Annotated in this window: 15 protein-coding genes, 2 tRNA genes and 1 other RNA gene; 12 read left to right on the top strand and 6 right to left on the bottom strand. The window is 34.3% G+C overall.

The window, feature by feature from the left end:
• A partial coding sequence (locus tag ABDH49_08880) for an adenylate/guanylate cyclase domain-containing protein (protein MEN3047066.1) occupies positions 1–1366 on the bottom strand: 1366 nt, incomplete at its 3' end.
• Positions 1367–1492: 126 nt separating this feature from the next.
• Positions 1493–2554 carry a hypothetical protein gene (locus ABDH49_08875; GenBank protein MEN3047065.1) on the bottom strand — a complete coding sequence of 354 codons (1062 nt, stop codon included), beginning with the start codon at positions 2552–2554 and terminating at the stop codon, positions 1493–1495.
• A 203-nt stretch (positions 2555–2757) separates the two neighbouring features.
• Between ABDH49_08875 and ABDH49_08870 the strand changes: the two genes are divergently transcribed.
• From ABDH49_08870 to ABDH49_08815, 12 genes are all read left to right on the top strand, one after another.
• Complete coding sequence (locus ABDH49_08870) at positions 2758–3231, top strand: zinc-ribbon domain-containing protein (GenBank protein ID MEN3047064.1); 474 nt, start codon at positions 2758–2760, stop codon at positions 3229–3231.
• Between the two features lie 84 nt (positions 3232–3315).
• Positions 3316–3669 (top strand): NADH-quinone oxidoreductase subunit A, encoded by a 354-nt coding sequence (locus ABDH49_08865; GenBank protein ID MEN3047063.1) that lies wholly within the window; start codon positions 3316–3318, stop codon positions 3667–3669.
• A 78-nt stretch (positions 3670–3747) separates the two neighbouring features.
• Positions 3748–4221 carry an NADH-quinone oxidoreductase subunit B family protein gene (locus tag ABDH49_08860; protein MEN3047062.1) on the top strand — a complete coding sequence of 158 codons (474 nt, stop codon included), beginning with the start codon at positions 3748–3750 and terminating at the stop codon, positions 4219–4221.
• Positions 4218–4661 carry an NADH-quinone oxidoreductase subunit C gene (locus ABDH49_08855; protein MEN3047061.1) on the top strand — a complete coding sequence of 148 codons (444 nt, stop codon included), beginning with the start codon at positions 4218–4220 and terminating at the stop codon, positions 4659–4661. The genes ABDH49_08860 and ABDH49_08855 overlap by 4 nt, the downstream gene beginning before the upstream one ends.
• Before the next feature lie 15 nt (positions 4662–4676).
• On the top strand, positions 4677–5822 hold the full coding sequence (locus ABDH49_08850) for an NADH-quinone oxidoreductase subunit D (protein MEN3047060.1): 1146 nt from the start codon (positions 4677–4679) through the stop codon (positions 5820–5822).
• 10 nt (positions 5823–5832) lie between these two features.
• The gene (gene nuoH, locus ABDH49_08845) at positions 5833–6804 is read left to right on the top strand and encodes an NADH-quinone oxidoreductase subunit NuoH (protein MEN3047059.1); all 972 of its coding nucleotides are present in this window, start codon (positions 5833–5835) and stop codon (positions 6802–6804) included.
• Positions 6805–6816: 12 nt separating this feature from the next.
• Positions 6817–7317 carry an NADH-quinone oxidoreductase subunit I gene (locus ABDH49_08840; GenBank protein MEN3047058.1) on the top strand — a complete coding sequence of 167 codons (501 nt, stop codon included), beginning with the start codon at positions 6817–6819 and terminating at the stop codon, positions 7315–7317.
• Between the two features lie 15 nt (positions 7318–7332).
• On the top strand, positions 7333–7809 hold the full coding sequence (locus tag ABDH49_08835; protein MEN3047057.1) for an NADH-quinone oxidoreductase subunit J: 477 nt from the start codon (positions 7333–7335) through the stop codon (positions 7807–7809).
• 9 nt (positions 7810–7818) lie between these two features.
• Positions 7819–8118: an NADH-quinone oxidoreductase subunit NuoK gene (nuoK, locus tag ABDH49_08830; GenBank protein MEN3047056.1), complete on the top strand. Its 300-nt coding sequence runs from the start codon at positions 7819–7821 to the stop codon at positions 8116–8118.
• A 13-nt stretch (positions 8119–8131) separates the two neighbouring features.
• Entirely contained in the window at positions 8132–10009 is a 1878-nt protein-coding gene (gene nuoL / locus ABDH49_08825; GenBank protein MEN3047055.1) for an NADH-quinone oxidoreductase subunit L, read from the top strand.
• A gap of 13 nt (positions 10010–10022) precedes the next feature.
• Positions 10023–10835, top strand: coding sequence for a helical backbone metal receptor (locus tag ABDH49_08820; GenBank protein ID MEN3047054.1), 813 nt, complete (start codon positions 10023–10025; stop codon positions 10833–10835).
• Positions 10822–11025, top strand: a complete 204-nt coding sequence (locus ABDH49_08815) for a heavy metal-associated domain-containing protein (protein MEN3047053.1) — start codon at positions 10822–10824, stop codon at positions 11023–11025. Before ABDH49_08820 ends, ABDH49_08815 begins: the two co-directional genes overlap by 14 nt.
• A 3-nt stretch (positions 11026–11028) precedes the next feature.
• Here ABDH49_08815 and ABDH49_08810 read toward each other — a convergent pair whose 3' ends face one another.
• The 4 genes from ABDH49_08810 to ssrA all read right to left on the bottom strand — a co-directional run.
• Positions 11029–11850 (bottom strand): M55 family metallopeptidase, encoded by an 822-nt coding sequence (locus tag ABDH49_08810; GenBank protein ID MEN3047052.1) that lies wholly within the window; start codon positions 11848–11850, stop codon positions 11029–11031.
• Positions 11851–11862: 12 nt separating this feature from the next.
• Positions 11863–11945, bottom strand: a tRNA-Leu gene (locus ABDH49_08805).
• A gap of 1429 nt (positions 11946–13374) precedes the next feature.
• Positions 13375–13460, bottom strand: a tRNA-Leu gene (locus tag ABDH49_08800).
• A gap of 1 nt (position 13461) precedes the next feature.
• Positions 13462–13701: a transfer-messenger RNA gene (gene ssrA / locus ABDH49_08795) on the bottom strand; the annotation flags it as partial.

The raw sequence follows: 13701 nt of genomic DNA, 5'->3' as shown, positions 1-13701 counted from the left end.
AGTCAAGTTCATTAATTTCCCTCAAGATCTCTAATTTTCCATTCTTTCTCCTTATAAAGCCTTCTTCCTCAAGTGAGCTTAAGAGAGTTTTCAAAAACGAGAAATTTCCTCCTGTTCTTGAGTAAAATAAATTTTTGTTTTTGACTTCAATAAAGATTTTGTCAAGGAACCTTGAAAATTCCGGTTCTTCTAAAGGTTTTAACTCAATTTTAATAACTTTTTTATTTTGAGGAAAGTTTATGTTCCTTTTTCTTTCAGTAATTAGAAACATTAGAGGTACTTCCTCAAGTTCATTTACAAGTTCATAGATTAATTTTCTTGAAAGTTCTTCCCAATATCCGAGTTTCTCAATTACAATAACTTTAAAACTTTCTGAAATTTTCAAAAGAATCCTTCTGATTAGATATATTAGAGAATACTTCGTTTCCTCAAATCCCCTTTCTCTTATCAAATTTTTTAGGTAAAAGAGAGACTCCTTTATTGTTGGGAAATCTTTTTCGGCAATTTTGAACAAAGCTTCCCATTCAGACAGAAAATCTCTTGAGAAAGGGGTAGGGAAAAGAAAAATTGGTTTTATGTTTTTTATTTTTATGAATTCCCTAATTAGTCTTGTTTTACCAACACCAGCCTCCCCAGTTACAAGAACAAAAAATGGCCCATTTTTTATATCATTAAAGATAACCTCAAGCAGGGAGAGCTCCTCTTCTCTGTCGTAAAATACAAAATCCTCCTCCTCAACTTTTTTAGGAGAAATGACCTCAAAGATCTTTACTTTTTCTTTTTTCCCTTTTAATTCGAATAGACCCAGGGGTTTAAAATTAAACTTGTCTCTAAGCTCTCTATACACGTTTTCAGAAACCCAAATTTTGCCAGGTTCACATATTGATTCAATTCTTTGAGCTATATTCACTGTATCTCCTATAGCGGTGTAATCACCTTCTCTTCCTTTACCTATCTTGCCAGCTAGAACAAAGCCTGAATTTATACCTATTCTCGCAGTGATTCCTCTTTGCCTTAGAACTTCTTGTATTTCAAGTGCCGAGTATAAAGCTCTCTCAGTATCATCTCCGTAAGATTTTGGAGCTCCAAAGAGAGCCATTATCGCATCACCTATGTATTTATCTACGTATCCTCCTCTTTTTTCAATTATCTCTGTGAGCTCTCTAAAGAGAGTGTCAACTATTTTATGGACAGCCTCAGGATCTAGAGATTCAGAAAGAGATGTGAATCCTTTTATATCTGTAAAAATTACAGTTATCCATCTTTTTTCAGCTTCTTTTTTTTCTTCTTTTAATTTCTTTCCGCAAAATGGGCAAAATAAAAACCCCTCCTGAATTTTTGTTCCACACTCTGTGCAGACCCCCAAAAACGTGTAATGACTATACAATTTTGTTTTTTATTTTTATAAACTCAAGTGATAAAAAACTTTAGAGTCCCTCCTGTTTTTAAACTATCGAGATCGGTTCATTTAAACATTTAAATTAGATAAGATTTACCAGTTGTATCCAAAATCAAAGGGTGGAACGGTGAAAGGTCCATTTGGGTAAGTTGGATATTCATTGTCCTCCCCTTCGTCGTAGAAGATTCTTGCTGTATCTCTGCTTCGAGTATAGTTTGGATTAATCTCAAATCTTAAGACATAGTACCATCCGGTACAATTTATCATTTTATTAATTTCTTTATTTTGAGTCCTTATTATTTTTAACACTTTTTTCGTTTTAGGTATAATTTTATAAACGTTTTTTGGGAAAAAGAATTTAGATAATAAAGTTGTGGGTTCAAATCCAGGATTGTAAACATAATCAACTTCATCCCATCTGTTGTCTAAATAATCCTTTACATGGTATAGTATCCATTGGTAAGCGGAGACGCCTGCGTGTACAAAGTTTGTTTTTTTGGCGCCAAAAATTTCAAAGATGTTAAAATCTTTATCGTGTCTTTCTCCCTTTCTATGAAGAGTATCAACAAAGTAGGAGAGATTTACAGTATCTTCTCTTACATAGAAAGTAAAGAAGAGATTGAAGCAGATCTCTGAGTTATCCCAGTCTTTATCTAATGTATCTTTATTGCTGTAGAAATTTATTACACCATCTCCAAAAGTATCTCCGTCTGTAGTTATATATTTAAATGCAAGATCAAGAAAGAGATAGTTATTGAGATTAATTTCATATACTCTATTTCCTACTGTGTCTCGATAGGTACCATGCACAAATAGGGACTCTATTATTGAATTTTGATCAAGAATAAGTATAAGTGTATACTTTAAACCCAGAGTGTCCCAAGTAAAAACGTACCTTCCCTCAGTTCCAAAAGTTTTTATCTGATTTGAACTTTTTGAGCTTGATTCAAAAGAAAAGTTAAACTTAAGGGAATCACTAATTGTGGAAAATATTGTAACTACGGAATTTGATATCTCCGAAGCCAATGAGACATACTCATCTACAGTAGTGTCAGGAGCTTGGTTAGGGTTGAGTATAGTTGGGCTGCTTGTGAATCCAGGTTCTGGAACACTTGGAGTTGTGGTAGGTTTTGTTGGTGTAAACGGTGGTTCCATTGGTTTCTTTTTTTCTCTTTTACAGGTAAGTAAAAGTGCTAGCACTATTTAAAAAGATTTCTACCGCTTTTCTCATAGTTTAATATTTTACTAAAAATATGGAATTGAACCTTAGGAAATAATTATAATAGAAAAACAACCTTTAGTCAATTGATAGAAATCACAATTTTGTTTTTTTAGGGCTTTTTTAATATAATCAAAAGATGTCTATTTTAATCGTAAAGTGTCCAGGATGTGAAACTAAATATAAGGTAGACACTGAGATTGTAAAGCCAGGATCAAAGATAAGATGTCCTAAATGTAAAACGGTTTTTGTTATCAAAGTTCCTGAAAAACTAATTAAACAGAGAACTTTAACAAGTAGGGAAGAGGTGCGTGAAAAAAAAGAGGAAGAGATAAAGCTAGAAATTCCACCGGATATTCCCCCTGATGAGCGCAAACTTCACGAGAGAGCTATAAGACTAGCTAAGATCCTCGCTAAAGACATTATAAATTATTATAGGGAAAGATGGGAAAAAGCTCTAAAAGAGGACAATTTGAAGGAAGAGTTTAAAAAAGAAATAATGGAATCATGGAAATATTACTGTGAAAAAGTTCCAAAAGAGATAAGGGATAAAACAAGATATTTTCAAGATGCCTTTAATCTGATTGTAGGAAAGGGAAAGAAAATTCTTTAAAACTCATATTTGAAAGTTTCAAATTTTTTTTTATAAAATTAGAAAGACCTTAAGAGGTTCTATCCCAATTTTTACTTGTATTTAATGAAAACCTATATAGGAATTTTAACAGTTTTTTTGATTTCTTTACTTTTAGTCTCTTTAATGTTAATTTTACCGAAGTTAATTGCTCCAAAGAAGAGAGAACCTGAAAAGTACATTCCTTACGAATCTGGTGAAATCCCAATCGGAGAGGCTTGGTCAAGATACCCTGTTAGATATTATTTAGTAGTTTTAACTTTTTTAATATTTGAAATTGAGGTTTTATTTATATTACCGTGGGCAATAAGGGTTAAGGAGTTAGGTTTTTTAGGCTTTATTGAGATTTTTATCTTTGTCCTAATTTTGACCTTAGGCTGGATATGGGCACTTAAAAAGAAAGCCCTTAAATGGGATTAAAGGGAGTTTAAAATTATGGAAGAAATTATAAAATTTAAACCTGAAGAAGTTTATTACTCAAGAGTTTTAAATAGCTTTTTGAACTATATAGAGAGATTCCCAGGGGGAAGTCTTATTCTTACGAGCACAAAGAAGATCTTTGCTTGGTCAAGAAAGTCAAGCCTATGGCCTCTTACGTTTGGACTTGCCTGCTGCGCTATTGAGATGATGGCAACCTATGCCTCAAGGTTTGACCTTGAAAGGTTTGGTGTAATAACAAGAGCTACACCAAGACAATCTGATGTTATGATAGTGGCAGGAACAGTGACAGCAAAAATGGCTGAGAGAATAAAAAGACTTTACTCCCAGATGCCAGAACCTAAGTGGGTCATCGCAATGGGATCCTGCGCAATTTCCGGTGACTTTTATAGAAACGTTTACTCGGTAGTTCCGGGCGTTGATAGAATTATCCCAGTTGATGTTTATGTTCCTGGCTGTCCTCCTACCCCTGAAGGCCTAATTGAGGGTATTAGAAAATTGCAGAAGTTAATCGAGGAGGTTTCTCTAAAATGAAAAAAGAAATCTTAAAAAAGGAATTTAATCTTGAAGAAACTAAAGATGGAATTTTAATTTTTCCTGTAAAGGAGTTTTATCATTTTATGGAAAAAGTAAAAGGCCTTTTCCCTTATCTTTCTTTTATTACGGCTTGCCATTTTCCAGAAAGAAAAGAGTTTGAAATTATATACTGTGTGAGAGATCCCCAGAGTGGCGAGACTTTAATTTTTAAAACTTTTTTAAAAGAAGATGAAGAGATTCCCTCTGCATATAAGTTTTATAAGGGGGCCGATTGGATGGAAAGAGAAATATATGATCTTTTTGGTGTTAAGTTTAAAAATCACCCTGATTTAAGAAGAATACTTTTACCAGAGGATTGGGAGGGACATCCCTTAAGAAAAGATTATGAAATAAATAGGGCGCCTGAAAAGTATGATTATAGAAAAAAACAATATTAAAAAGGGTGGTATAAAATGGAGGGGAATATAAGAGTTTTTGAACCTGAGGAAGAGATAGTTTTAAACATGGGGCCACAACACCCATCTACTCATGGAGTCTTAAGGTTAATACTTAAGCTTTCAGGAGAAAAAATAGTCGATGCAAAACCAGATATTGGCTTTCTCCATAGAGGGGTAGAAAAACTCGGAGAGACTTATACATATATTCAGTTTTTACCTATGTTAGATAGAAATGATTATTTATCTGCAACTACTAATGAGTTTGGGTATGTTCTTGCGGTAGAGAAACTTGCAAATATTCCAGTTCCTGAAAGGGCCCAGTATATAAGAGTACTTTTTTCAGAACTATCAAGGATTGCCTCACATCTTGTGTGGCTTGGAACTTTTTGTCTTGACCTTGGTGGCGCACTAGGTGGAGGAACGACCATCTTTTTATACTGCTTTAGAGAAAGAGAGAAAATTTTGGATATTTTTGAAAAAATGACAGGTTCAAGACTACATCCACATTTAATGCAAATAGGAGGAGTAAGATACGATGTTTATCCAGGTATTGAAAAGGATTTAAAGGAAATACTTAAAGATGTCGAAGATAAAATAAATGAGTATGAAGAGATGCTTGTTAACAATCCTGTTTTTATTGATAGAACAAAGGGGGTGGGGGTTTTGCCTAAGGAAGTGGCAATGGAATACGGTTGTTCAGGTCCTGTCTTAAGGGGGTCAGGTGTAAAGTTTGATCTAAGGAAAGCGGTTCCTTATTCTTCCTATGACAAATTTGATTTTGATGTGCCCTGTTTCGATGGGGGGGATGTGTTTGATAGGTTTAGGGTAAGGATGGAAGAGATGAGGCAGTCAATAAAAATAATAAGACAGGCACTCGATGGTTTACCTGAGGACCCTATTTCTTCTCAGATGCCTGTTAAGGTAAAGGTAGCTATAAAACCACCACCTGGAGAGGTCTATGTAGCTATAGAGTCTCCAAGAGGTGAGCTTGGTTATTATATCTATTCAGACGGCAAACCAGTTGCCTATCGTATGAAAATAAGAGCTCCCTCCTTTTCAAATCTTTCAGTTTTACCTTTTTTGCTTAAAGGACATCTTGTAGCTGATGTAGTTGCAATTTTAGGTTCACTTGATCCTGTTTTTGGTGATGTCGATAGATAGGACTTGAAAGATGATTGGGACAATTCTTTTAACTATTATTTATGTTTTTGTTGCACTTTTTATAGTGCTTTATATTACCTGGATTGAGAGGAAGTTTGCAGCAAGGCTCCATAACAGGGTGGGTCCCTATTATGTTGGAAGACCTCATGGTTTTTTACAGCCCTTTGCAGATGTTTTAAAACTTCTTCTAAAAGAGGATATAGTTCCTGAACAGGCAGATAAAAAAATTTTTAATATTGCACCTATCATAGTATTTGTGGGCGCACTTCTTACTTTCCCAGTTTTACCTGTAGCAAAAAATATATACATATCAGATTTATCAGTAGGTCTAATTTACTTTTTTGCTGTTTCTTCCCTAATGGTCTTTGGAGTTTTTCTTGCAGGATGGGCGAGTAATTCAAAATATGCACTTCTTTCTGCCTTTAGAGCAGGTGCACAGGTTGTTTCCTACGAAATCCCCCTTATTCTTTCAGCACTTATTCCAGTAGTTCTTGCGGGGTCTTTAAGAACAAACGACATTGTTCAAGCTCAAAAAGTTCCATTTGCACTTTATCCTGTATTTGGATGGGTTGCCTTTATTATTTTTGTAATATCTGGTCTTGCAGAGGAAAACAAAGTCCCCTTTGATGTTCCTGAGGCTGAAAGTGAGCTTGTTGCAGCTTATAACGTTGAGTACTCAGGGATGAAATTTGCCCTTTTTTATGCAGCAGAGTATGTACACATACTTGCCCTTTCGGTTTTAGGATCAATTTTATTTTTGGGAGGATACAGGGGCTTTTATCCTACTTTTGGTCCAGAGTGGTTATATCAAATTTTTTGGCTTCTTTTTAAAACTTTCATCATGCTAATCCTTTTCCTCTTAGTAAGATGGTCCTTCGTAAGGATAAGAATTGATAGATTAATCATTTTTTCATGGAAATATCTTTTCCCAATTTCACTTATAAATCTTTTTTTAGCTTCTCTATGGAAACTTCTTTTCTAAAAGGAGTATAAAATGACTAAAGTTTTAAGTGTTCTAAGAGTCTTAAAGGTTTCAGCGATAAATTTTTTTAGAGAACCCTTTACTTTAATGTATCCGGATAGAAAAAGAGAAATTCCTGCCAGGTTTAGGGGGCCACTTTTTGGTCTAACCTTGGATGAAAATGGTGATCTTAAGTGTATTGCTTGCAAGTTATGTGAGCAGATATGTCCATCAGAGATAATTAAAGTTGTTCCAGCTAAGGGGAAAAATAAGTCAGGAAGAACTTATCCTGAGGTGTTTACTTTGGAGTTAGAAGCTTGTCTTGCTTGTGAGTTATGTGTTCAGGTTTGTCCAACCGATGCAATTGTTATGCTTAAAGTTCCAGGATGGGCAGCTTTATCTCGCGAAGAGATGTTTTTGACTCTTGAAAAAATGGTTGAGTACGCTAAAAAGTACGAAAGTTCAGTTAGCTTAGGCAGTACCCTTAGGAATATGCAAGCTCCTCCAAGAAAAGAAAGAACTTCACCGCATTAAACAGGGGGTGATAAAATGAAGTTAATTTTCTTTTTAATTTTAGTTTTAACAGCTCTTTCAGGCCTTATGACTGTTTTGACAAAGGATCTTTTTAGAAGTGCCCTTTATCTTGGTTTAACACTTTTTGGTACAGGTTTACTTTATCTTTTTATGGGTTATGATTTTGTAGGATGGACTCAGATTCTGGTTTATGTGGGAGGAGTAGTGCTTTTGATGATATTTACTATTATGCTAGCTAAGGAGTCTATAATGAGACCTCTTGAAAATACAGTGAGAAATCCCTTTACAACCGGTCTTTTTGCCTTAATAATATTCCTGCTTTTACTACTTATAGGAAAGACATTTTATTTTGTACCAGTGGGTCTTGAAAAGGATGTAACGTTTCTTCCGAGCTTAATTTTTCAAAGTAAATATTTGATACCTTTTGAAATTTTATCTATTTTGCTTTTAGTTGCCTTTATGGGGGCTATATTGTTATCAAAAAGGGAATAGGAGGTAAAAATGGAACCTAAGGCAGTTTTTTTCTTATCAATTTTCCTTTTTTCTTTAGGTTTATATGGGGTTTTGTCGAGGAGGAACGCCTTAGGAATTTTAATTTCTCTTGAGCTTATCTTTAACAGTGCAAATCTAAATTTTGGACTTTTTTCCTTTGCCTGGGGCGAGCCCTCCGGTGTTTTAACAATTTTGTTTGGAATATCGATAACTGCCTTAGAAGTTGTTGTTGGTTTTTCAATAATAATTCTTCTTTTCAGATTAAGAAGAACTTCAAATGCTGATGAAATTGAAATTTTAAAGGGATAAAAGGAGGAAAAAGATGGATTTAGGAACCTTATCTTTTATTTCTTGGTGGGCACCGTTTATTTCTTTTCTGATAATCGGTTTTTTCACTAGAAAAAAAGGCAAGTTTTCAGCTTATCTCTCAATTGGTGCTATTTTCCTCTCACTTGTTTTGAGTGTTGTTATTATTTTGAATATAGAAAAGCTTAAAGAGCCTATATTTAGGGAGATTGTATGGTTACCGGCAGGTATAAAAAAGGGTTTAGCAGGGGCTGATTCAATATACTTTGGTTTCTACCTCGATAAGCTTTCTGCAATTATGCTATTTATCGTTGCTCTAGTAGCTTTCTCAGTTCAAGTTTACTCTCTTGGCTATATGTCTGAAGAGACTCCCCCGTCTCTTGGGAGATATTATGCTTATCACTCTCTATTTGCCTTTTCGATGATAGGTTTAACTTTATCAAAAAATATTTTGCAGATATTTGTGTTTTGGGAGCTTGTAGGTCTTTGTTCTTATCTTCTTATAGGTTTTTACTACTATAAACCTGAGGCAGCAAGAGCAGCGCTTAAAGCGTTTTGGATAACTAAGTTAGGAGATGTAGGTTTTATTATTGGTATTTTAATTTTATATTTTAAATTTGGAGTGATTGATGTTCATGAGTTAATAAATAAGCCCCATATTTTAGCTGAGAACTATACGCTTGGTTCACTTGTTTTGCTTCTTATTTTCTGTGGTGCTGTGGGTAAATCTGCGCAGTTTCCTTTGCACATATGGCTTCCTGATGCGATGGAAGGTCCTACTCCTGTATCTGCCCTTATTCATGCTGCTACGATGGTTGCTGCTGGAGTTTATCTTGTTTCGAGGCTTTTTCCCCTTTTTAATCATTTTGAAAATGTGATGTGGATAATTACTATAATTGGAGCTTTTACTGCTTTTCTTTCGGCAACTATGGCTTTAGTTCAGGAGGATATAAAAAGAGTTTTGGCATATTCAACGATATCACAGCTTGGTTACATGATGGCAGCTTTAGGTGCTGGATCAGTTGTAGCGGGCTTTTTCCATCTTTTCACTCATGCTTACTTTAAGGCTCTTTTATTTTTAGGAGCTGGAGCGGCAATCCATGCTGTTCATTCTAATTCTATATGGCATATGGGGGGGCTTTTTAGAAAGGCGCCTATAACGTCTATAACATTTGCTATTGGGGCACTTGCCTTATGTGGTATACCTCCATTTTCAGGCTTTTACTCTAAGGAAGAAATTATAATCAAAACTTATTATTACACTAACAAAATTCCCTTTATTTTTCTAATATTGACTGTTTTTTTGACGGCCTTTTATATGGGTAGGGCATATACTGTTGCTTTTTTAACAAAGCCAAGGACAGAGGAGGCAAAACATGCTCATGATCCTGATTTTTCAATGAATTTTTCTCTTATACTCCTTGCAATTTTTTCGATCTTCGCTGGATTTTATCATGAAAAATTGTCGCATTTACTTAGTTATCTTCAGGGAACTGAGTTTCATCACACTAAAGCTTCAGGCCTTCCCAAAATTCTATCACTTCTTTTAGCTTTTTTAGGCTTGCTTTCCTCTTACTATCTTTACTCAGTTAAGTCCCTCATTGTCACGAACTTAAAATCAAGATTTTCTTTAATTTATACTATTTTGCAGAAAAGATATTATATTGATGATGTTTTTGAGTGGATTTATAGAAAAATTCTCATTTTGTTTTCGGTTTTTGCTTCTTGGTGGGACAGGCACATTGTTGATGGTCTTGTTAATTGGGTGGTGTATACTACAGGGAGGATAGGAAGATCGTTAAGAGTAATTCAGACTGGAGTAGTGCAGGATTATGCCTTTTACATAGTTATTGGTGCAACTTTTATGTTAATTTTGCTTTTGAGAGGTTTTTAGTAAATTTTTATTTTTGGAGATTTTTTCAGAGTTTCTTGGTAGAAAGATTGAGATACCGGATGATCCAAGAAGAATAGTATCGCTTGCTCCGGACATAACTGATACTTTATTTAGACTAAATGCTCAAGATAGGCTAGTTGGAATAAGTTTTTATTGTAGAAGACCTTTCGGGAAACTTAAAAATTTTGTGAGAGTTGGTTCTTATTTGAATGTTTTGTGGGAAAAGCTTGAAGAGCTAAAGCCTGATCTTGTGCTTACAACATCTGGGGCACAGAGAGAAGTTTCATATGAAATTTTAGAGAGGGGCTACAAGATATTTGTATTACCGGTACCTCAAACAATCTACGGAATTTTTGACAATATCAAAAAATTAGGTATAATTTTGAACAAGGATATGGAAAGTGATAAGTTAGTAGAGGATTTGGAAAGGGTTATAAGACTCTTAAAAGAGAGTAGATTTAATATGAGGGTTTACTATGAGGTTTACTTAGGAGGTAAAATTACGATAGGGGCTTCAAGTTACATAAGTGATGGTCTTAAAATTCTTGGTCTTGAAAATATATATAACTTTAAAAGAGAGAGTTATTTTGTACCTGATGATAATGAAACAAAGAGATTAGGGTTTGATATTTTGCTATATGAGCCTCATAGCGAAAAGATTGATAGGGATTTTTTAGTCAAAAATTTAGAAGAAAGATTTGGAAAGGTGAAAATTTTAGTTTTACCCTATGATTTTCTCTCGCATTATGGTCCATCCTTTTTTGATGAGATTATTGTAAAATTGAGAGATCTTATTTTAGAATATGTGGAACATGGAAAAAGTTGAAATTTATATTGAGGGAATGGTTTGTGCAGGATGTGCTAAAAGTGTGCATAGGGTTCTTGAAAGGTTAGGTGCAAAAGATATAACTATAGATCTTGAAAATAAAAAGGCAATATTTTTAATAGATAAAAGAGAAAGGCTTTTGGAGATTAAGGGGGAGGTTGAGGCTTTAGGATACAAAGTTTCGTTTTAAGATTTATATAACGGAGCTTGCAAGGGTTATCCAAGTTCTAAGTGCCATGTATACTTCTATTATGTTGTCTGCTTTATAGTAAAGAGTTCGAGGTGATATTCTTTTTGTTTTTGGCATTATTTCTCCTATATCAGCCATAGCTGTATTTACAAAGTCAACTTCAATTTCAACACTTCCTTCTATTTTTAACGGTTTAATTCCTTTATTTTTAAATTTTTCGATGGCAGAGGGTATTTTATTTTTTATTTCTCTTTCAATATTTTTAAAAGAAAAGTTTTTAGCAGAGAAGCGGCTTCTTCTCTGTTTAGTTATGACGTATTCGATATTTTCAATTAGTGATTTTGCTTCTTTGATAGTTTCATCGTCTCCGCTTACAAAAATGATGGGGACGTTAAAGTATCCTGCTACAAGGGCGTTTATTCCAAATTCGCCGTGGGGAATCTTATTTATTCTAACCTCATAAACGGCTCTTCCAAAGTAGGTATGATCTAAGACACCTAAACTTCCAGCCTTAGAGTGATAACCTAGAAAAATTCCTGCGTCACACTCGTCTATACCCTCGATCATTGAGAGCTTTTTCAGGTTACCTGTTATAATTTCAACATCTTCAGGAATTTCATCTAAGATTATATTTGTCATATCGCCGTGAGAGTCATTCACTAAAATTTTGTTGATTCCTGTTTCTTTTAAGGTGTTTATTACGGCGTTTAGGTGTTGTGTCATCCATTTTCTTGCTCTTTCGTAGTCTTTTCCGTCTTTTTTTACGTGATCTTGAGATACAACACCTGGTATTCCTTCTAGGTCTATTGATATGAAGATTTTCATTTTTTAGAGAAATGCGAGGGGCGGGACTCGAACCCGCACGGGTTTTACCCATCAGATCCTAAATCTGACGCGTCTTCCAGTTCCGCCACCCTCGCATTTTCCTCTAAAATAAATTTTACGTCATCCATCTCAAGAAAAATTTCTATTAAATTTGGATCAAACTGGGTACCCGCATTTTTTCTTAATTCGTTTATTATAACATCTTTTGGTAATCTTTTTCTATAGGGTCTATCTGAATTCATAGCATCAAATGAATCTGTTATTGCTATTATTCTTGCAATGATTGGAATTTCATCTTTTTTCAAACCTTGGGGATACCCTTTACCATCCCATCTTTCGTGATGATGTAATACTGCTTTGATTACACCTTTCATGCCTGGTATTGGCTCAAGGATTTTTGCTCCATGAAAAACATGAGTTTTAATTATTTCATACTCTTCATCTGTAAGTTTTGCAGGTTTTTTTAATATACTATCAGGAATTGCTATTTTGCCAATATCATGTAAAATGGCGGCTAGTTTACATTCTCTTAGTTTTTCTCCCTTTAGACCGATTTTTTTCCCGAGACTAACAGAAAGCTCTGTTACTCTGTTTACATGGCCTGAGGTATGTGGATCTTTTGTTTCAACAGCGTTTGCAAGAGCAGTAATGGTTCCCCAAAATAAATCTTCGAGTTCTTTATATAAAAGAGCATTTTGAAGAGCAATGGCAGCTTGGGATGATATAAGAGATATAAGTTCAAGATCGCGTTTTGTGAATTCTCCATCAATTTTATTTATCACCTCAATAACACCTATTAATTTTTTTTGTACAATTAAAGGGAAGGCTATAAGGTTTTTTGTTTTAAATCCAGTTTTTATATCGATTTCTTTATAGAATCTTTCATCTTTTGAAACATCATTTGCAATAACTGGGATTTTGTTTTTTGCTACATAACCTACAATTCCTTTACCCCACTCAATTTCTATGCTTTTTAATTCCTCTTCTCCTTTAGTAAATTCGTAAAAAGAAATTTTCTTATTTTCTTTATCAACTTTAAATATTGAGACGACTTCGACTTTTAAGTTTTCTTTTATTTCTTTTATTATTTTTTTTAAGACTTTTTTGATACTTTTAACTTCGGCATAAAATTTTCCTGCTTTGATTAACAAATCTAACTTTGTGTTTAGTTCGTTTTTTTGTTTTAGGTATTTTTCTATTAAGAGCTTTTGAGTGTAATAATTTAATTCTTCTTCTTTTAATTTAGTTCTTGATTTTTCTTTGAGAATAAATAGCTCAGCATTTAGATGTTTGAGATTTATCTTTTCGACATTATAATTTACACCTTTAATTTTTAATTCTTTTAAGTTTCTTTTACCCAATAAATCTAGTGTTTCTTTATCTATTTCAAGGTCAGTTAAAATTTCATTATTTTTTAAAGTTAATATTATTTTCGGAGGTTTCATTAATTCTAAATGATAAGGGGAAAATATGGAAAAAAACTAATAGAATTTAAATTTAAGAAATAATAGTTTAATTTTTAAGTGCCGGAGGCGGGATTTGAACCCGCACAGGCTTTAAAGCCTACCGCCTCCTGAAGGCGGCGCGTCTTCCAATTCCGCCACCCCGGCATAATGGAGGTGGGGGGATTTGAACCCCCGTCCGAAAGGGTTTGGATACCGGGCCTACATGCTTAGCCTGTCTTTATTTTAGTCTTCCCCCAAGGACAGGCACTTAAGGAGAAGACCTTCCCCTTTTTAGTGTCCCCAGTAAGGGAAGGGGATAACCTTACTGGGCTAGCCCCTTTATCTAAAGGCTTTACTTCAGCAGGGACCTCTGAAGTAAGCCCGCTACCTATTTTAGGCAGCAAGT

The organism is Candidatus Hydrothermales bacterium, assembly GCA_039630235.1.
In the GTDB taxonomy this organism is placed as follows: Bacteria; Hydrothermota; Hydrothermia; order Hydrothermales; family JAJRUZ01; genus JBCNVI01.
Note: the sequence above shows the minus strand (reverse complement) of the source record. Positions and strands in the feature narration are given on the sequence as shown.

Excerpts from the sequence above, each read along its gene's own strand:
- ABDH49_08875 (MEN3047065.1), bottom strand. The coding sequence starts at position 2,554 with ATGGAACCACCGTTTACACCAACAAAACCTACCACAACTCCAAGTGTT.
- ABDH49_08870 (MEN3047064.1), top strand. The coding sequence starts at position 2,758 with ATGTCTATTTTAATCGTAAAGTGTCCAGGATGTGAAACTAAATATAAG.
- ABDH49_08865 (MEN3047063.1), top strand. The coding sequence starts at position 3,316 with ATGAAAACCTATATAGGAATTTTAACAGTTTTTTTGATTTCTTTACTT.
- ABDH49_08855 (MEN3047061.1), top strand. The coding sequence starts at position 4,218 with ATGAAAAAAGAAATCTTAAAAAAGGAATTTAATCTTGAAGAAACTAAA.
- ABDH49_08850 (MEN3047060.1), top strand. The coding sequence starts at position 4,677 with ATGGAGGGGAATATAAGAGTTTTTGAACCTGAGGAAGAGATAGTTTTA.
- nuoH (MEN3047059.1), top strand. The coding sequence starts at position 5,833 with ATGATTGGGACAATTCTTTTAACTATTATTTATGTTTTTGTTGCACTT.
- ABDH49_08840 (MEN3047058.1), top strand. The coding sequence starts at position 6,817 with ATGACTAAAGTTTTAAGTGTTCTAAGAGTCTTAAAGGTTTCAGCGATA.
- ABDH49_08835 (MEN3047057.1), top strand. The coding sequence starts at position 7,333 with ATGAAGTTAATTTTCTTTTTAATTTTAGTTTTAACAGCTCTTTCAGGC.
- nuoK (MEN3047056.1), top strand. The coding sequence starts at position 7,819 with ATGGAACCTAAGGCAGTTTTTTTCTTATCAATTTTCCTTTTTTCTTTA.
- nuoL (MEN3047055.1), top strand. The coding sequence starts at position 8,132 with ATGGATTTAGGAACCTTATCTTTTATTTCTTGGTGGGCACCGTTTATT.
- ABDH49_08815 (MEN3047053.1), top strand. The coding sequence starts at position 10,822 with ATGGAAAAAGTTGAAATTTATATTGAGGGAATGGTTTGTGCAGGATGT.
- ABDH49_08810 (MEN3047052.1), bottom strand. The coding sequence starts at position 11,850 with ATGAAAATCTTCATATCAATAGACCTAGAAGGAATACCAGGTGTTGTA.